This window comes from Acinetobacter sp. YH12063 (assembly GCF_013419715.1).
GTDB classification, from domain to species: domain Bacteria; phylum Pseudomonadota; class Gammaproteobacteria; order Pseudomonadales; family Moraxellaceae; genus Acinetobacter; species Acinetobacter amyesii.
Window position 1 is genome coordinate 102,779 of record NZ_VOZO01000004.1, and the last position, 18,222, is coordinate 121,000.

The window sequence follows — 18,222 nt, forward strand, 5'->3', positions numbered from 1 at the left end:
GGTGAGTTTTTTTTATTTTAGAGTTAAAAATTTAAGTTGTTTGATCTACTTTAAATTGATTCAAAATATAAGAGAGTAACTGATATCGCGTCATCGGATTGCTAGAAGACAGTTCAACGTCTTGTTTACGCACTTGAATTTCTTGAGTTAAAACTCCAGCTTGAAAACGTTGCACGATCATATGATCTTTTGATACATCATGGTCGGTCAGCACTAGTTTTGGTCCAAGGTGCAGATGTCCAATCGCATCTAGACATTGTTCAAGGCTGCTATATAGGTTGAAAAGGATGAGTGCCTGATCATTAGAATAATTGGCTAAATTCATTTTTATTATCCATGGTCAAAAATTATTGAGCAGGAATAGTGTATATGAATTGAGCAACAATAATCTGTATGGATTATTTTTCATTTAATGTCTATCTAGCTAACTTTGGTTAAATCATTGAGACAGCTTAAATCTTTATGAAAAATAAGTTGGAATTCGCTTTAAATTAAAGCGGCTTGAATAGCAATGGGACATCATAACGGGCAAATTCTTCAATGATAGTGTTTAAAACCATTTGAGCTTGAGGTTCCGCTGCTGTAAAGGTGAGTTCTTGGTTCGTTTGGCTGTTGAAGCACTCGACTTGTTCTATACGCCAAATTGTTTCAAGGGCTGTATTTTGAATGACCACCCGTCGAGGTTGTAATTCATCACTAATTCTTCGTGGCATGACATAGGTAATGGCCAATTGAACATCGGGCAATTCGTCTTGTGAGGTTAAGAATGTAAACACCCAATTGCCAATTTTGCTGAGTTGCATTGGATTATCGAAAGAATCAAATTCTAAACAAAATTGTTGTGACATTGACATGCTCAAACGCTGGGAGGTCGGTTTAATTCTTGCGATTTTTTACTGTTGATTGACATTAGGGGAAGGTCGTATAAAACAGCAGTTAAAACCTTAAAAGAAATAAGTGAATCAATAAAGTTAATAAAATTCAATTTCTTATATTGATATGCTTGAAAAATAACTCACCTCATTAAGTTGTTTTTTGAATGAGAAGTGAGGAAAAGTCTCTAAGTTAAACCAGTTGTTGCAGATTTTTTAGACTGTAATTAATTTGCTGTAATGCATGTTGTAAGAGTTTAGGTTGAATATTGGATTCATTTAGACAGGTGATCCATTGCATTTGACAGGCTTTTAAGTCTGCAATATCCGTGGCCTGTTGAATATTAAGCATTAATTTTTTTGCCATAAGCCCACAATAGCGCTGTAAGTAACTGCACATAAAACTCTGTAACTCATCAAAATCATGCTCGATGAAATCAACGGTTTTTTCCGGTAATACAGGGTCGTTCGTTGTCGTAGTTTCAGGTGTGGCTTGTGGGAGTTGATGGGGTGTAGAGCCCATTGCATCCATTGAGAGGGAGTTAGTTATTTCGTGCTGTGACTGAGTCTGAGGAACTTCCATTGTAGGCATTGAAAGTTCATTAAAAGTCACATGTTCTTGCGCTGTGAGCTCGGATGGAGGGCTAAAGGTATTGAGATCGGAGGTTTTGCTAGGCGCTATTTTAGGAGTATTAAAAGCAAAAAAATCGGAGTTTTGAAGGCGTTGAAGATCATGTGCTGTAATTGGCTGAATCAGCCCAAGTTCCATTAGTTGCTCGAGCAATGTCGCTTCAGCGATCCGCTGCTGATAATGCACTGGCATTTGGTTAAAGTCATCACTACCAATTAAGAGTAGCAGACGACGTTGTCTTGCATTTAATGCGAGCTGTCGGTCTTTTAAAGTTTGAAAACCCAGCTCAGTTTTTTGATAGTTGAACATGCCTTAATTCCATAGCTCAAAAGAATTAAGGCAATCCTATGCAGTAATAATGACAGTAATATTAAGAAAATATTAAATAATCAATGATTTATAAAGTAATGACAGCAGAATTTTCTAAAGCTTTACGTAGGTACGGGTCTAAGTCATCTTGACGTAATAGCCATTGCACATAGTCCGCAGGTAATTCAGCAATTGCAGTACCACGGTGTTTACCAAAATTAATACTGCGTGGAATGCGAGCATCTTCCGAAGCTTCGTATAATTCTTCGATGCTGTTGATTTTTAAGTGATGGACGATATGCATCAAAATATTGGCAGTTAAAATGATATCCATATCTGCGCGGTGAGCTTTACGGATCATTTCACGGGCTTTTTCACTGCCTTTGGTGATCATATATATCAAGGCAGAAATATTATGCGCTTCTGCATCAGGCCAAACACGACGAGCAAGGGCAAGGGTACAAATGGCTTTGATTTTTGAACTATCTACACCGCATTTTTCGAGCGCTCGAATATCGTAGTCGATATTATGCCCAATGATATATGTCGTCTCTGATGGGAGTTCAAAACTGCTGTAGTGGGGCTGACCTTCAAGATCTGATTCTAAAATATGATGTACAGCCATTGCTGCAAAAGAAATTGCTTCATCACAACGATAAAGTTGATCAAAAATTTTAGATTTATCTAGGGTAATTTTGGCATCTGCCACCTGAATTGGAGCATAGGCAATCTCGATGGGTTGTCCATTTAGTGTATGGGTTTCTGTGTCGAGAATGATGGCTTGCATGTCCAGTTCCAGCATGTTGAATAATGTTTATGAATGTACATTATCACATCCACACTGACAAACCCATGCTGTGATTATTTGTAGGAATATTATGAAGATGGCTGCGCAGTGTTTAAATAATCTGCTTTTATCGCATCTGCCGAAATAAAACCTTTACAGCGGGATAAAGCTAAACCATCTTCTAAATCGACTTGTTTTAAAGGCTTTTGTCCATCTGGATATCCAAAAATGTCGCTAAGTGGATTAAGCACTAGAGTATGTTCACGATCAATGGCATGGTGGTTTTTCGGCTTTACTTTTGTGCATATGTTTGTGTAGTTGGCAGGGGGTACAGCATTTTTGTTGATTTTACATTTTGCTTTAACCTCCGAAAAATAGCCCAATCTGTATCCAATGATCAGAAATATAAGTTCAGCCATTTTTCTGAGATCGGGGTGGCTGATTTATTTGAATGCTGTTAATCCATATCGAGCTAAAACAAAGTTTTAGTTCTATATTAATTTGATAAATTAAAATAAGAGTAGTTGCTTAAAAATTAGGCTTGAACAAAAGTTTGTTCCATGTATTTAATGATTCATATTCAATGAAAAATTGACTTTAAAACAACAAACAAAAGGATCATGGAATGAAAATGCTGCGTTTAACGGTTTTAGTCAGCAGTGCGCTATTTTTAGCAGCCTGCGGTAATGATAGTAATGACCAACAATTTAGTAATCCTGAAACAAACGCTGATCTCAATCAGATCAAAAATCCGGTGGTAACTACAACAGCCTATAGTCAAGACAATATGCCTGCTGTGAGTGCAGACAGCCGATTGATGACCTATAAAATGCTAGGAGTAGATGGCAAAGTTGTTCAAGCCACAGCCTTAGTCTTTACCCCAAAAACAGTTGCTCCGGCAGGTGGTTGGAAAATTGTGGCTTGGGCACATGGAACGACCGGTGTGGCTGATAAATGCGCTCCGAGCCGACAAGGTTTGCAAGGCACTGAATATTTATTGCAAATGTTATTGGCAAAGGGTTATGTCGTTGTGGCACCCGATTATGAAGGATTAGGGGAACCTAGTGGACGTGAAAACCATCCTTATCTGAATCTAAAAAGTGAAGCCTTTTCGATTACCGATGCCGTTGTCGCTGCTCGAAGTTATTTAACCAGCCAAGGTAAAACGGTGTCGAAGGATTGGGTGTCAATCGGGCATTCTCAAGGTGGTCAAGCCGTATTAGGTGCAGCTGAATTCGCATCGCGTGCTGACTTAAATTATAAGGGAACGATTGCCATAGCACCTGCAAATAATCTTGCGCTCATTCTTGACGCAGGCGAGAAGTTAGCCAAAGACAAACCTGCAACCGTGCAAAGTATGATTTATGCGCCTTTAGACAGTTTTACTGCGCAGATCATTGCGGGTATGCAAGGGCATAAAAACAGTGTGGATTATTCAAAAGTATTTAGTGGACATCTGGCTGCGATTGCACCTCAGGCTGAAACAGTGTGTTCAGGCGAGTTAACCAAGTTAATTCAAGATGACATGCTCAGTTATGCGAGTCAGAACACGACTTTGGATAACTATGGTCGAACTCAGCCTGATTTCTTAACTTTAAAGCCAATCCAAAACTTTATGAGTGAAGGTTCACAGCCTTTAACGACAGCGGTGAAAACGCCGATCATCATTTATCAAGGTAAAGCCGATCAGACCATTCCAGCAGATGCGACTAAATTTATGATTAGCCTTGCTAAGCCGGGAACATCGATTGACTATCGTGAGCAAGCGACAGCAGATCATATTAGTATTTATACCGATAATCTGGCAAATTTTGTGCAAGATGTAGAGACTCTCATGCCAAATCAATAAGTTGATTTGACTTAAATAGTGCTCGTGCAGATTCAACACGGGCATTATTTATTTAAAAACAGCACAAACTTCCCTCTCTCATTTCTAAAACTTCATGCTACAATACGCGCCAATCTTAGCACGGCTTAAAAGCCCTAATTTAATAGGACCTCGCTAATGTTTGCCAACACCTCTATTGCTCAATTTGACCCTGAATTAGCTCAAGCGATCTCGAATGAAGATGCTCGCCAAGAAGCGCACATTGAGTTAATCGCTTCAGAAAACTACTGTTCACCTGCAGTAATGGAAGCTCAAGGTTCAAAACTTACTAACAAATATGCAGAAGGCTACCCTGGTAAACGCTACTACGGCGGTTGCGAGTATGTAGACGTGATCGAACAATTGGCCATTGACCGTGCTAAAGAATTGTTTGGTGCTGATTATGCAAACGTTCAACCACACGCTGGCTCACAAGCAAACTCTGCAGTTTACCTTGCGCTACTTAACCCAGGCGATACAGTTTTAGGTATGAGCTTGGCTCACGGTGGTCACTTGACTCACGGTGCTAAAGTTAGTTTCTCTGGTAAAACTTACAACGCAATTCAATACGGTTTGAACCCAGAAACTGGCGAAATCGACTATGAAGAAGTTGAACGTTTAGCTGAAGAACACAAGCCAAAAATGATCGTGGCTGGTTTCTCTGCGTATAGCCAAGTTGTTGATTGGCAGCGTTTCCGTGATATCGCGGACAAAGTTGGCGCTTACTTATTCGTAGATATGGCTCACGTAGCTGGTCTAGTTGCTGCTGGTGTTTACCCAAGCCCAGTACAAATTGCTGACGTAACTACAACGACTACACATAAAACACTTCGTGGTCCACGTTCTGGTTTAATTCTTGCGAAAGCAAATGAAGAAATCGAGAAAAAATTACAATCAGCTGTATTCCCTGGTAATCAAGGTGGTCCTTTAGTTCACGCTGTAGCGGCTAAAGCGATCTGCTTCAAAGAAGCAATGGCGCCTGAATATAAAGCTTACCAACAACAAGTTGTTAAGAATGCGCAAGCAATGGCTGAAGTTCTAATCGAACGTGGTTATGATGTTGTTTCTGGCGGTACTAAGAACCATTTGTTCTTATTATCTTTAATTAAACAAGACATTACTGGTAAAGATGCCGATGCTTGGTTAGGTGCTGCTCACATTACTGTGAACAAAAACTCAGTACCAAACGATCCACGTTCTCCATTCGTGACTTCTGGTATCCGTATCGGTACTCCTGCTGTAACAACACGTGGTTTTGGTGAAGCTGAAGTACGTGACCTTGCAGGCTGGATCGCTGACGTTCTAGACAGCAAAGGTGACGAAGCTGTGATTGCTGCAGTGAAAGAAAAAGTTGCTGCTGTTTGCGCTAAATTCCCAGTTTACGCAAAATAAAACAGACTTGAGAAAAGCCCCCTCAAGGGGGCTTTTTTTATGTCATCAGAAAAATTCAAAAGTTATCTAAACATTTATATTTCTGATATAACGGAATAAGAGATAACAAAAAATTTGCCCATCGCTATAGATCTGTTGGCAAGGTCGCAAAGGAACTTTATATGAAAAAACCCAATATTATTCTTTCAGAACAAGATTTACATCGCTTAGAAACCATGTTGGAGCATCAGTCTAAGTTGACGCCGACGATGGAGCATTTGGAAGATGAGATGGCGCGCGCTGAAGTGGTTGCTCCACAAGATGTCCCTGCCAATGTGGTGAGTATGAATGCCAAAGTTCTCATTAACATTGCACCTGCGACAGAAGCAACCGAAATTACACTGGTCTATCCACATGATTTTCGTGGCGATAAAGGTCAAGTCAATGTTTTGGCTCCAGTGGGCGCTGCCATTTTAGGTTTGGCTGAAGGGCAGGAAATAGAATGGCCGCAGCCTGATGGTCATACCATGAAAGTCAAAATCATTAAAGTGCTCTATCAACCTGAGCGTGAAGGGAATTATCTATAATTCCGCTGTGATATACAGATAAAATCCGCACACAAAGCCATCGATACCGATGGCTTTTTTATTTTTTCTTTATTGCATTTTTAGATATGAAATGTGTAAATGTTGTTAAGCAGATTTCATTACAACCATAGCAGTTTAACTTGGGAAAACTGTCAAATAATTGACAGAGTCATGGGCACGAAGTCGGCACACTTTATTTCAACAACACCATCGTTGCTTAATAATTTGAAGAATAAGGTAGAGCCCTATGACACAATTAGAATCGAATCATTACAATCCAGACTATCAATATCAGCATATTGAAGTAAAACCTGTAACCGGTCGTATTGGTGCCGAAATTTCTGGCATTCAGTTGTCTGGAAGTTTAGACAAAAGCGTGGTCGATGAATTTAATCATGCACTATTAAAATATAAAGTTGTATTTGTGCGTGGGCAGCAAGATCTCACCGATTTAGAACAAGAAGCCTTTGCACGACTTTTAGGAAATCCGTTGAATCACCCAAGTGTGCCACTCAAAGATGGTACAGCACATACGTTGTCAATTGACTCACGTGGTGGGCGCGCAGATTCATGGCATACCGATATTACATTTTTACCCAATTATCCCAAAGCCACAATTTTAAGAAATGTAGTTGCACCTGAACATGGTGGCGATACAGTTTGGGCCAATACCGTGACCGCTTATGAAGATTTAAGTCCGGAGCTGCAAAAACTGGCGGAACAATTACGCGCGGTGCATAGTAATAGTTATGACTATGCGACTCCCAAAGGTCAGTACAATGAAGAAGGTCGCCATTTATTCCGTACCGCGGTAGAAGTGGAAACCGAGCATCCATTGGTGCGTGTACATCCTGAAACAGGTGAAAAAAGTTTGGTTTTAGGTCACTTCTTTAAACGCTTCAGTGGATATAGTCCGGCACAGTCACGTCGTTTATTTAAACTGTTTCAAGAGCAAATCGTGCAATGGGAAAATATTGTGCGTTGGCGCTGGGCGGTTGGTGATGTTGCCATTTGGGACAATCGTGCAACGCAGCATCGTGCCATCAATGACTATGGTGATGAGTTACGTATCGCCTCACGTGTCACTATCGAGGGTGATGTACCTGTCGATGTAAATGGTCAGCCGAGTACTGTACTGAAAAATATTCAAAACACCGATATTTCAAACTTGCGTTCAGAAGCAGGCCGTATTTATGAGAAAGCATCTTAAGTATGAGAGCGTCATTTAAAACAGCATAAAAACAGATAAATAATGCGAAAAACAATGGTTTTACATTTTTAAGCACTTGCCTAAGATCAATGAGATCTTAGGCATTTTTTTATAGACGTGAGCGATCAAAAGAACACCGCCCAACAGCATTTGTTGCAAATTTTACGTAATGAAGACATCTTTCAGGGCTTTAGCGATCAGACTTTAGAACAGCTTGTGCAACAGGTGAAATATTCACGGTTTCATGCGCAGCAGCACATCTTAAAACAACAACAAATCGTGCAAGATATTTATATTTTGCTTTCAGGTACGCTACAAATTGGTTGGTTGCAAAATAATGGTGAATTGATTGTCAATGATTATATTCGTCGCCAGTCGGTATTTAATTTTGTCGCACTCTTACAACAAAAGCCTTTGAATTATGATTATTTTGCTGCGACACACGTCGAGGTGGCAATCATTTCTGGAACAAGGTTTTTAGCAGTTTTACAGCGTGATCCGAAGGCGCTTTGGAATGTCGTGCAATCTCTCAGTCGACGCATGTATTTGATGTTTGAGCATAATCGTTATTTGCTAACGGCAACGCTAGAGCAGCGTATCGCAAGACATTTGATTCGACTCTATGAGCAATATGGATGTCGGCAGGAAATTCCTTTGAGACTCAGTCAGCAGGAATTTGCAGAGTCTTTTAATATTTCACGCCAAACGTTGAATAAACATCTGCAGCAATTTGTCCAAACACAAGTGATCGCGTGGAATTATGGACAAATCGTGATATTGGATCTTGAGCGTTTAAGGCAAATGAGTGAACTAGATGAATAACTAGATTTAAAATTTGACGAGAAGCCATGATCGCAAATGGCTTCATTAACCTTATCTAGATTAGTGCTTACTGATTTTATCCAAATAACCCATCATAAAAGCAGAAAAAACAAAGGTTAAATGCATGATGATGTACCACATGATTTTGTCATTGGGGATGTTTTTCGCATCCATAAAAATACGTAATAAATGAATCGAAGAAATTGCCACGATTGATGCTGCAACTTTGAGTTTTAATGAATTGGCATCCATGGTGCCGAGCCAGTTCAAGCGATTGGTCGATTCATTAATTTTTAATTGCGAAACAAAGTTTTCATAGCCTGAAAACATCACCATCACAATCAGTCCACCCACCATAGTCATATCGACCAAAGAGAGGATGACTAAAATCAGGTCAGCTTCTGAATATTCTAAAATATGCGGAAGGACATGAATGACTTCTTGGAAAAATTTAATCGCGAGCAGTAGCAGTGCAAAGGATAAACCAAAGTACACGGGAGCCAGAATCCAACGTGCTGCATACATTGTGTTATGGAAAAAACGTTCCATTTAAGCCTCTAAAATTATTGATCTAATATTTGGTTCTAAAGTATATGGATTAAATTTTACGATAATTTTGATAATAATTCATGTAGAGTCAGTTGTTTAATTTAAATCTAGATTGAATCTTTGGGTATCTTAAGCTTGAATTCATCTGTGTAGGTCATCATATCCATTCATATGATGCTGTATGGCTGCTTTGGCGGATCTATAGGCAACGGTTGAATTTGATGGCGAAATTTGACTGATGAAATAGATGTATTTTTTGCAAAATACTACAAGACTTTTATGGCAAAACTTGTAGTATAAAAATGATTTTATTGAGTTTAATTGGCTATGTCACAAATTGATGTATTGGTGCCGTTAAAGGATATTACGGTAGATCGGGCGGAAGTGCTTTCGATTAAGCGGAATGACCTTGTGCCATTACTGACCGATCAATATCGTCTAAATCATTATGCTGATCAATTAATTCAAGCACAGTCGGTGCTGCTAGACGGTGTTGACCCTCAGTTGACGAAACAACTTAGTCAAACCATTGAGCAGTTGATTCAAGCCTTAGCCAATTCAAAAAAATATTTAAAAACACGCAAATTTAATGCCCTGCAAAAATGGTTAGGCATCGATTTGGAATATGGTTCAGGACAAGTTGAATATTATAAAAATCTAGATCAATTGCTTGATCGGGCAAATCATCTGAGCCAAAAACTACAGTTAGAAATTCAAAAGTCCCAAGCACGTTTTAATCAACTACAAGGCTTACGTGAGCAAATGGCACGCTATATCGTCGCGGCTGAAGAGTTTTTGCTGGAATACCCACAGTTTGTGAAAAATCAGCATCCACTCGATAACTTTGCAGAGCGCTTATCAAAAAAGGTGAATACGTTGCAAACCTTACAAGCCAGTAATGATATTGCAATTACACAAATGCAGCTTTCTCAGCAGCTTTCTTTTGGATTATTAGATCGATATAAGGAAGCTCAGCAGGTGTTGATTCCAGCATGGCAATATCATGTGAAACAAAGTCGTCAAAGTAACTCGACAAGTTCATTGGAAAAGCTTGATAATAGCCGTGAAAATTTGATTAAAACTTTAAAAAAATCATTAGAGAATTCCTCTAAGTCTTAGAAATATAAGGTGAGTTATGACCGATTTAGATGCCAAAAATTTACCCGTTGAAGTAAGCAAAGAATTGACTGAAGAAAAGTTTCAGCAACTCAATTTGCAGGAAATTGGCTTACAAACTTCGGATTTTCACGAAGTCGAAGCTGCACGTAAGGAATTGGCAGATTTAAGTCATAATAGTGTTGCTGAATATGGTAAAAACATTGCCACCAAGACGTCGACCTATACCGATGAATTATTAAATTTGGTGCAAAATAAAGATCTAGATGCGACAGGTCAAAAGCTCAATCAGGTGGTACAAGTCGCACAGCAATTGAATACCACGAGCATTTTAAATAAATCTAAAAGCTCAGGATTTTTTGGTGGTTTACTCAGCAAATTTAAAGGTGCCAAGCAAAGTTTTGATCAGCACTTTAATACCACCAAAGAGCAAATTGATGCTTTGGTTAAAGAAATTGAAACTTCGCAAAATGGCTTAAAAGCGCGTGTAAATACCTTAGATAAAATGTTTGAAGGCGTACAAGACGAATATAAACAATTAGGGGTGTATATCGCCGCAGGTAAGTTGAAAGAGCAAGAAATTCAACAGGAAATTGCAAGCTTAACCACTCAAGTTCAAGATCAAACCACTACGCAAAAAATCTATGACCTCAATCATTTGGCAAATAATCTTGAAAAACGTGTGAGTGATTTACAGATCTTGCAACAGTCTGCGATGCAGACCTTGCCGATGATTCGTATTATTCAATCCAACAATTTGATGTTGGTTGATAAATTTTATGCTATTAAAAATATCACCTTACCGGCTTGGAAAAACCAAATTAGCTTGGCGATTTCATTGCAAGAACAAAAGAACAGCGTGCAATTGGCAAATAGCATTGATGATGCGACCAATGACCTGTTAAAACGCAATGCAGATTTGTTGCATCAAAACTCTGTCGATACAGCGAAAGCCAATCAGCGTTCAGTGATTGATATTGACACACTTGAACATGTGCAAAATACCCTCATTAAAACCGTTAATGATGTGATTCAAATTCAGAAAGAAGGTGTACAAAAGCGTGAAGAAGCGACGACACGTATTCGTGCCTTACAAAATAATTTGAATCATTTAGTAATTGAATCGAGTGGTTCAAACCCTTCTTCATAAACGGTGAGGGAGGTGAAAATATAATCTGAAGGAGTATGTCTTTGCCTCCCATTGATGAATATTCGCTAAATCCGCAGCAACTGGAAACAGGGCTTCAAACCATTAAGAAGCGTCAACGTAATTTAACGTTATTGACCTTAACCAGTGTTTCTGTGCTGATCGTTTCGGCTGTGATGCTGTTTATTCAGCATGATATGGTCTATAGCTTTTTTGGCCTAAGTTCTAGCGTACAGCAACTGCATATCCCTGTTAGTGCAGGTGATTTGGCATATCAACTCGGTGAGTCCTCCGACTATTTTTCAAATTTTTTATCCTTTATTGGTTGGTTATTTCTCAAACTTATCGTTTCATTTATTGGCGCATTTTTCTTGGTTGGATTTCTAAAGAAATTTCAATTTTTTAGAATTCGATTCCAATCTTTTGTATTGAAATTTGTCGGCTGGATTTTATCGTTTATCGTGCTTTGGTCAGGCTTAACTTATGTGCAATATGACCTTAATCATGATGACCGTGCAGCAGATCAAAAATTGGTACATTATGAAAAAAATATTCAAGAAAGCCAGCTGGCTTTCGAGATGGAAGATGCACAATTGGCAAAACCCGTGCAAGCCTATTTACTTGCACAAGCTGCTTTGATGCATAAGCCTGTAGATCGTGCGACAGCAATTCCTTTGGTGCAATCCTTAATCAATGCCGAGCAACAAAATCCAGCAAAATTCCGTGAATACGGTTTTCAGCCTGAACAGCTCTGGGCAATGCAAAATCAGCTATTTGATAAAACCATGACACCGATGGCGCAAAGCGTGGAAAAACAAGTTCAGCAAGCCAATGTAGTAGAAGTTGTTGTACGTTGGGTGTTGATCGCCGTGATGGTACTCACGCTGGTTTTGAGCTTAATTTTGTATCTACTATCTCAGCATTTCAAATCACGGATTAATCGAATTGAGCAGGGACTTCATTAACAGGCCTATTTTCTTTTTAGATCATTGCATTGCTCAGAATAAAAATCCCCATCACATTGTATGGGGATTTTTGATCTTGGGTAGATTAACTTGCGCGATGAAACAGTTGTCGAAGTTCCTGTGTAGAAAAAGTCTGATCATTCACTTCGCCATCCACAAGGTAAAAAGGAATGGGGTGCTGTCCCTTTGATTTTACATATTGTGTAATTTCATGCTGACGGTCTGCAATATCTTTATGTTGAATTGAGCGCAGTACTTTTGAGCCATCTAAACCAATGCCTTCAATGATGCTTTTTAAAACCTGAATATCAGCAATATTTTGACCGTGTGCAAATAATGCATGGAATAGGGCTTGAGTCAGGGCATATTGATCCAGAATATTGTCCAAGGCCAAAATACCTTGATGAGCCAGTTGACTGTTTGGCATACGTTTCATGTACTCAATATTGACAATCACGTCTTCGCTATAAGCGGCGAACTTCGTCATTTCGAGTTTTCGCTTTGCTGCACTCGCACCATACTTATCGGTTAAATACTGCAGCACATCTAAGCCTTGTTCAGGAATTTCTGGAACGCGTTGAATCGGTAATAGCTCTACACGGGTTGCTGTATGTTCATTCCAGTTTTGTTTTAACTTTTGAAATGCGACATAACTCATGGGATAAACAATATCAAAGACAAATTCAATTTTCATTATTCTGCTCACTATTGATTTTATACATGTAGATCGATGGCTCTTTAAAGCAGTCAAATCATCTGATATTTCATTTGATTTAAAGCCGACTTGCTGAAATGAAACTTAAAGCTTTATAAAGGTTTTGTAATTGATCAGGTCGTGCGTATGTCTTGCATAGGCTTGGTGTAATTTCAATAAAAAAGAAAAAAATGAGGGATTTATCACGATATATATGTACGAAATAAATCATTTTAATGTTAATATAGGCCCATATATTTATGATTTAGAAAGAAATTTAATCATTTAATTTGTAAAACCGATTAATTTTATAAAAACAAACCGTTTCACCTATTTAATGGTTTGTTCTATCATTCTCTCATCAAATAAATTTACTCCTCTGGAGACGTTAGCAATGTTAGATCAAAATACTTCTGCTCAATTAAAAACCTTACTTGAACGCCTTGAAGGCCCGATTGAAATCGTCGCGACTTTAAACGGCACGGACAAATCAGACAAAATTAAAGAATTGGTGACCGAAGTTGCCGCTTTATCTGATTTAGTGACTGCACGTTTTGACGGTAACAACAGCCGTGCGCCAAGCTTTGGTATTGCAAAAGCAGGTGAAACACCACGTGTATTCTTCGCAGGTCTACCGATGGGCCACGAATTCACTTCTTTGATTTTGGCATTGTTACAAACCTCTGGTTATGCACCGAAAGTTTCTGACGAAGTACTGAATACCATTAAAGGTTTAGGTCTTAAAACTGACTTTGATGTGTTCGTATCACTCAGCTGCCATAACTGTCCTGACGTGGTTCAAGCCTTGAACCTAATTGCGATCTATAACCCAGGTACAACTGCAACCATGATTGATGGTGCATTCTTCCAAGACGAAGTCGAAGAACGCAAAATCATGGCTGTACCAATGGTATTCCAAGACGGTGAGCACATTGGTCAAGGTCGTATGACCTTGGAAGAAATCATTGCTAAATTAGACACCAACTCTGCCGCAAAAGATGCTGAAAAGTTAAATGCCAAAGAAGCCTTTGATGTTCTTGTGATTGGTGGCGGCCCTGCGGGGAATACTTCTGCAATCTATGCAGCACGTAAAGGCATTAAAACAGGTATCGTGGCTGAACGCATGGGCGGTCAGGTCATGGATACGATGGACATTGAAAATTTCACGTCGATTCAAAAGACTCAAGGTCCTAAGTTTGCTGCTGAAATGGAAGCACATGTACGTGAGTACGGTGTGGACATTATGAACTTGCAACGTGTATCTGACATCAAAGGTGCTGACCAAACAGCCAATGGCTTGGTTGAAGTGACTTTAGAGAATGGTGCAAAACTTGAATCTAAAACAGTGATTCTTTCAACAGGTGCACGCTGGAGAGAGATGAATGTTCCAGGTGAGCAAGAATACCGTACTCGTGGTGTAGCTTACTGCCCACACTGTGACGGTCCATTGTTCAAAGGCAAACGTGTTGCAGTGATCGGTGGTGGTAACTCTGGTGTTGAAGCAGCGATCGACCTTGCAGGTATTGTTGAACATGTAACGCTTGTTGAGTTTGATACCAAGCTTCGTGCTGACCAAGTGCTTCAAGACAAGTTAAACAGCTTGCCGAATACCACTGTGATCATGAATGCATTGTCTACAGAAGTAGTTGGTGATGGTTCACAAGTGACTGCACTGAACTACAAAGACCGTGCAACAGATGAAATCAAAACGATTGAATTGGCAGGTATCTTCGTACAAATCGGTTTGTTACCAAATACTGATTTCTTAAAAGAAACAGCGGTTGAACTTTCAAACCGTGGTGAGATCGTAATTAACGAGCGTAACGAAACCAATGTGAAAGGTGTATTTGCTGCAGGTGACTGTACAACAGTACCGTACAAACAAATCATCATTGCAACAGGTGAAGGCGCGAAAGCTTCATTGTCTGCTTTTGATTACATCATCCGTTCGGGTCAATAAAAGAAAGGCCAGTGTGTTTCGAGAAACACGCTGGCCGCGCTGAATGTTGTCATTTGAATATTATTTTTCTTAATATTCTCGTTTTACAGGAACTTTGGATGCTAACACCGGAGTTCCTTTTTTTGTCTGCAAAATTAGGATTCAAAAATGTCCCCACACATTTTGAATCCTATTCGTTGCCCAGCTATTTTTGTTTTACAACCTTATTTTTATACTTTCCCCAAGGTTGTTTCTCTATAAAATATAAAGCGGAGTAAGCAATTAATATACCAATCACATCACGAATTTAAGATTTAAATAAATTCAAGCCTTTAAACTTCTCCATTAACTGCTCATCTGTCTCCACATGTTCAGGATGAGGCACAATGCACTCAATCGGACAAACTGAAACACAAGTTTGGTGCGCATAGAAACCGACACATTCAGTACAACGTGCGACATCGATTTCATAAATCTTTGAGCCTTCATAAATGGCATCATTGGGACATTCAGGTAGACACATGTCACAATTGATGCATTTATCTGTAATCAACAAAGCCATAAAGTGAACTCAAGCCTGATAAGCTAAAGATGAAGCCGAAATATCCACTGTCGAATTGGGTAAGTTACGAATCAGTAAGGCATAGCGCATATCGACATCGGCAGGCACAGGAATATCCACGATATGACCTGAACCTTTGGCATCGTCAATTAGATTACCTTTTTTATCTTTCATTTCAGTTAAAACGAAGGTGATGTTGCCTGAAGTGGTCATCAGTTCTAAAGAATCACCTACAACAAAACGGTTTTTCACTTCGATTTTAAGAGAGTCACCATTGCGTTCTAAGACTTCACCTACAAACTGTTGATGATCAAAACGTGAAGAGCCGGTTTCATAGTTTTGATATTCACTATGTACATGGCGGCGTAAAAAACCTTCGGTATAACCACGGTTCGCAAGACCTTCAAGCTGAGACATGAGAGCAGGGTCAAATGGTTTACCAGAAAGGGCATCATCGATGGCTTTACGATAAATTTGAGCGGTACGCGCACAGTAGAAGTAAGACTTGGTACGGCCTTCAATTTTTAAAGAATGAATGCCCATTTTGGTTAAACGGTCAACATGCTGTACAGCACGCAAGTCTTTCGAGTTCATGAAATAAGTGCCATGTTCATCTTCTTCGGCAGCAAACATGTCTTCTTCATTGCGTTGTAATAAAACCGGCTCGCCGAATTGGTGTTGTTCTAGGGCGTGTTGCTCATCGGCATTTTTATTATTGCAGCATGATGATTCTTTAATTTGTGTGACTGGAATAACATCACCAGTTTCATCTTCAACTGCATCGTGAATTTTATAATCCCATCGGCATGCATTGGTACATGCACCTTGGTTTGCATCACGTTTATTCATATAGCCAGAAAGTAAGCAACGACCGGAGTAAGCCATACATAATGCACCATGTACGAAAACTTCAATTTCCATATCAGGTACATTGTGTTTAATTTCTTCAATTTCTTCGATTGATAATTCACGTGACAGAATGACACGTGTCAGTCCCATATTTTTCCAAAATTTAACCGTTGCCCAGTTCACCGCATTGGCTTGGACAGACAAATGAATGGACACTTCTGGAAAATGTTCACGCACCATCATGATTAGACCAGGGTCAGACATGATCAGTGCATCAGGATTCATGGCAACCACAGGTTCAAGGTCACGGATGAAATTTTTCAGTTTTGAGTTATGCGGTTGGATGTTTACCACCACATAAAACTTTTTCCCTAAGGCATGAGCTTCTTCAATGCCAATTTTTAAATTGTCATGGTCGAAAGCATTATTGCGCACACGTAAGCTATATCGCGGCTGACCTGCATACACGGCATCTGCGCCATAAGCAAAAGCGTAGCGCATATTTTTTAAAGAGCCAGCAGGTGAGAGGAGTTCGGTTACGTGTTGAATCGTCATGTCAATAAAGGCATAAAAAATTTATGGCTTTATTGTAGTGATCTAAAAAAAGGATTCAACCAAGTATTTTAGTTGGGTTTTCAAGATATTCCGTTTTCCAAATGTTTTAAAATTTGGCAATCATTAATTTGACTGGTTTCATTACAGCTAGCACGGAGCTTACTTAACTGTATTTTAAAATTTTCTAATTCTTTAATTTTTTCAGAAACTTGACGAATGTGATTGTCAATTAATTCATTCACAGCATGACAGCTTTGCGTAGGGGATTGCTCAAGTTCAAGCAGGGTTTGAATCTCGGTGAGAGAAATATCGAGGTTTCGACAGCGCTTAATAAAAACCAAACGTTTGTACATTTCTTCATCATAATAGCGATAATTGTTGTCTGCGCGGAAGCTAGGTTTCAGCAGTTTTTTCTTTTCATAAAAGCGAATACTGTCAATGCTTACCCCAGATTTGGTGGACAATTCTTTAATCAAATAATGTTTTTGTACGTTCATGCTTGACCTTGGAGTGAGTCCATAGTTTTGAATAAGAGTAATACAAATCCATTGATTTTAAAATTGGAGCACATTTATGGCATGTACATGTAGTCATGAGCCAGCACCAAACAAACCCAACAGTAAATTTCGTATCGCACTTTGGATTGCCTTAATCATTAACGCCATGATGTTTTTGGTGGAGCTGATTGGTGGGGCTTATGCACATTCTTCTGCGCTTTGGGCGGACTCGCTGGATTTCTTTGGTGATGCTGTAAATTATGGGGTTTCATTAGCCGTGCTTGGCGCCAGTTTATATTGGCGTGCAACAGTTGCCTTGGTGAAAGGTTTTGTCATGGCAGCGTTTGGGATCGTTGTGATTGCCAAAGTGCTCTATGCCTATGCCAATGGGATCGCTCCTGAACCAATCACCATGGGTGTGATTGGTATTCTGGCCTTAGTCGCTAATGTCATCTGTGCATACGTCTTATATGCCTTCCGTGAAGGTGACTCCAATATGCAATCCGTTTGGCTATGTAGCCGTAATGATGCGATTGGTAATGTCGCAGTGATCTTAGCTGCAGTCGGGGTGTTTGGTACAGGCAGTCTATGGCCAGATTTGATCGTGGCCGCAATCATGGCGATCTTAGGTTTAACGGGTGGTTATCAGGTGATTCGAAAAGCACTGCAAGAGCGTAAGCAAAAAGATATTCTGAGTACCCCTTGCTCTTAAAATACTTACTCTTAAATCCACCGTTAATGGCATTCATTTTATCCATGTTTTTAACGCAGATGAATAGTCGTTAAATCGCTAGTTGAAATTAAAATAGCCGTCAGTTTTATACGAAATTTTCCTGACTGCTAATTCGATAAATCATCTGAAATCAGACTGTATTTAATAGGGTGCTGAGGTT

The 18,222-nt window shown here is 39.4% G+C and carries 20 protein-coding genes; 10 read left to right on the forward strand and 10 right to left on the reverse strand.

Annotated elements, in window-relative coordinates; translation table 11 throughout:
- Window positions 1-31: 31 nt before the first annotated feature.
- The 5 genes from FTU12_RS05795 to FTU12_RS05815 form a co-directional block, all read right to left on the reverse strand.
- The gene (locus FTU12_RS05795; protein WP_078192906.1) at window positions 32-325 is read right to left on the reverse strand and encodes a hypothetical protein; all 294 of its coding nucleotides are present in this window, start codon (window positions 323-325) and stop codon (window positions 32-34) included.
- A 166-nt stretch (window positions 326-491) separates the two neighbouring features.
- On the reverse strand, window positions 492-848 hold the full coding sequence (locus tag FTU12_RS05800) for a hypothetical protein (RefSeq protein ID WP_180113954.1): 357 nt from the start codon (window positions 846-848) through the stop codon (window positions 492-494).
- 217 nt (window positions 849-1,065) lie between these two features.
- Complete coding sequence (locus FTU12_RS05805) at window positions 1,066-1,812, reverse strand: hypothetical protein (RefSeq protein WP_180113955.1); 747 nt, start codon at window positions 1,810-1,812, stop codon at window positions 1,066-1,068.
- An 88-nt stretch (window positions 1,813-1,900) separates the two neighbouring features.
- Window positions 1,901-2,599, reverse strand: coding sequence for a 3'-5' exonuclease (locus FTU12_RS05810; protein WP_180004204.1), 699 nt, complete (start codon window positions 2,597-2,599; stop codon window positions 1,901-1,903).
- An 89-nt stretch (window positions 2,600-2,688) separates the two neighbouring features.
- Entirely contained in the window at window positions 2,689-3,018 is a 330-nt protein-coding gene (locus tag FTU12_RS05815; RefSeq protein ID WP_180113956.1) for a hypothetical protein, read from the reverse strand.
- A 206-nt stretch (window positions 3,019-3,224) separates the two neighbouring features.
- On the opposite strand from FTU12_RS05815, the gene FTU12_RS05820 reads away from it, so the two are divergent.
- From FTU12_RS05820 to FTU12_RS05840, 5 genes are all read left to right on the forward strand, one after another.
- A complete protein-coding gene (locus FTU12_RS05820) occupies window positions 3,225-4,448 on the forward strand; it encodes an alpha/beta fold hydrolase (RefSeq protein WP_180063698.1) in 1,224 nt (407 codons plus the stop codon).
- A 156-nt stretch (window positions 4,449-4,604) separates the two neighbouring features.
- A complete protein-coding gene (gene glyA / locus FTU12_RS05825) occupies window positions 4,605-5,858 on the forward strand; it encodes a serine hydroxymethyltransferase (RefSeq protein WP_111885761.1) in 1,254 nt (417 codons plus the stop codon).
- A 161-nt stretch (window positions 5,859-6,019) separates the two neighbouring features.
- Entirely contained in the window at window positions 6,020-6,424 is a 405-nt protein-coding gene (gene rnk / locus FTU12_RS05830) for a nucleoside diphosphate kinase regulator (RefSeq protein ID WP_078192900.1), read from the forward strand.
- 247 nt (window positions 6,425-6,671) lie between these two features.
- Window positions 6,672-7,634: a TauD/TfdA family dioxygenase gene (locus tag FTU12_RS05835; RefSeq protein ID WP_180009479.1), complete on the forward strand. Its 963-nt coding sequence runs from the start codon at window positions 6,672-6,674 to the stop codon at window positions 7,632-7,634.
- A 117-nt stretch (window positions 7,635-7,751) separates the two neighbouring features.
- The gene (locus tag FTU12_RS05840; RefSeq protein WP_180113957.1) at window positions 7,752-8,456 is read left to right on the forward strand and encodes a Crp/Fnr family transcriptional regulator; all 705 of its coding nucleotides are present in this window, start codon (window positions 7,752-7,754) and stop codon (window positions 8,454-8,456) included.
- Between the two features lie 60 nt (window positions 8,457-8,516).
- On the opposite strand, the gene FTU12_RS05845 is transcribed toward FTU12_RS05840, so the two are convergent.
- Window positions 8,517-9,005, reverse strand: coding sequence for a TIGR00645 family protein (locus FTU12_RS05845; RefSeq protein ID WP_078189122.1), 489 nt, complete (start codon window positions 9,003-9,005; stop codon window positions 8,517-8,519).
- A gap of 327 nt (window positions 9,006-9,332) precedes the next feature.
- On the opposite strand from FTU12_RS05845, the gene FTU12_RS05850 reads away from it, so the two are divergent.
- From FTU12_RS05850 to FTU12_RS05860, 3 genes are read left to right on the forward strand one after another with little or no spacing between them, the layout of a single operon-like run.
- Window positions 9,333-10,124 (forward strand): tellurium resistance protein, encoded by a 792-nt coding sequence (locus FTU12_RS05850; RefSeq protein WP_078189121.1) that lies wholly within the window; start codon window positions 9,333-9,335, stop codon window positions 10,122-10,124.
- Window positions 10,125-10,140: 16 nt separating this feature from the next.
- Complete coding sequence (locus tag FTU12_RS05855; RefSeq protein WP_180009477.1) at window positions 10,141-11,271, forward strand: toxic anion resistance protein; 1,131 nt, start codon at window positions 10,141-10,143, stop codon at window positions 11,269-11,271.
- A gap of 41 nt (window positions 11,272-11,312) precedes the next feature.
- Window positions 11,313-12,233: a hypothetical protein gene (locus FTU12_RS05860; protein ID WP_180113978.1), complete on the forward strand. Its 921-nt coding sequence runs from the start codon at window positions 11,313-11,315 to the stop codon at window positions 12,231-12,233.
- A gap of 85 nt (window positions 12,234-12,318) precedes the next feature.
- Here FTU12_RS05860 and FTU12_RS05865 read toward each other — a convergent pair whose 3' ends face one another.
- Window positions 12,319-12,927 carry a DsbA family protein gene (locus FTU12_RS05865; RefSeq protein ID WP_180113958.1) on the reverse strand — a complete coding sequence of 203 codons (609 nt, stop codon included), beginning with the start codon at window positions 12,925-12,927 and terminating at the stop codon, window positions 12,319-12,321.
- Window positions 12,928-13,321: 394 nt separating this feature from the next.
- Here FTU12_RS05865 and ahpF point away from each other — a divergent pair, with 394 nt between their 5' ends.
- The gene (ahpF, locus tag FTU12_RS05870; protein WP_180009476.1) at window positions 13,322-14,887 is read left to right on the forward strand and encodes an alkyl hydroperoxide reductase subunit F; all 1,566 of its coding nucleotides are present in this window, start codon (window positions 13,322-13,324) and stop codon (window positions 14,885-14,887) included.
- A gap of 286 nt (window positions 14,888-15,173) precedes the next feature.
- Here the strand turns inward: ahpF and FTU12_RS05875 are convergent, their stop codons facing one another.
- From FTU12_RS05875 to FTU12_RS05885, 3 genes are all read right to left on the reverse strand, one after another.
- Window positions 15,174-15,428 (reverse strand): YfhL family 4Fe-4S dicluster ferredoxin, encoded by a 255-nt coding sequence (locus tag FTU12_RS05875; protein WP_180009475.1) that lies wholly within the window; start codon window positions 15,426-15,428, stop codon window positions 15,174-15,176.
- Between the two features lie 9 nt (window positions 15,429-15,437).
- On the reverse strand, window positions 15,438-16,832 hold the full coding sequence (gene yegQ, locus FTU12_RS05880) for a tRNA 5-hydroxyuridine modification protein YegQ (RefSeq protein WP_180042289.1): 1,395 nt from the start codon (window positions 16,830-16,832) through the stop codon (window positions 15,438-15,440).
- Window positions 16,833-16,912: 80 nt separating this feature from the next.
- Window positions 16,913-17,329 (reverse strand): Cd(II)/Pb(II)-responsive transcriptional regulator, encoded by a 417-nt coding sequence (locus FTU12_RS05885; protein WP_168379319.1) that lies wholly within the window; start codon window positions 17,327-17,329, stop codon window positions 16,913-16,915.
- A 76-nt stretch (window positions 17,330-17,405) separates the two neighbouring features.
- On the opposite strand from FTU12_RS05885, the gene FTU12_RS05890 reads away from it, so the two are divergent.
- A complete protein-coding gene (locus FTU12_RS05890) occupies window positions 17,406-18,041 on the forward strand; it encodes a cation transporter (protein ID WP_180009473.1) in 636 nt (211 codons plus the stop codon).
- Window positions 18,042-18,222 lie beyond the last annotated feature (181 nt).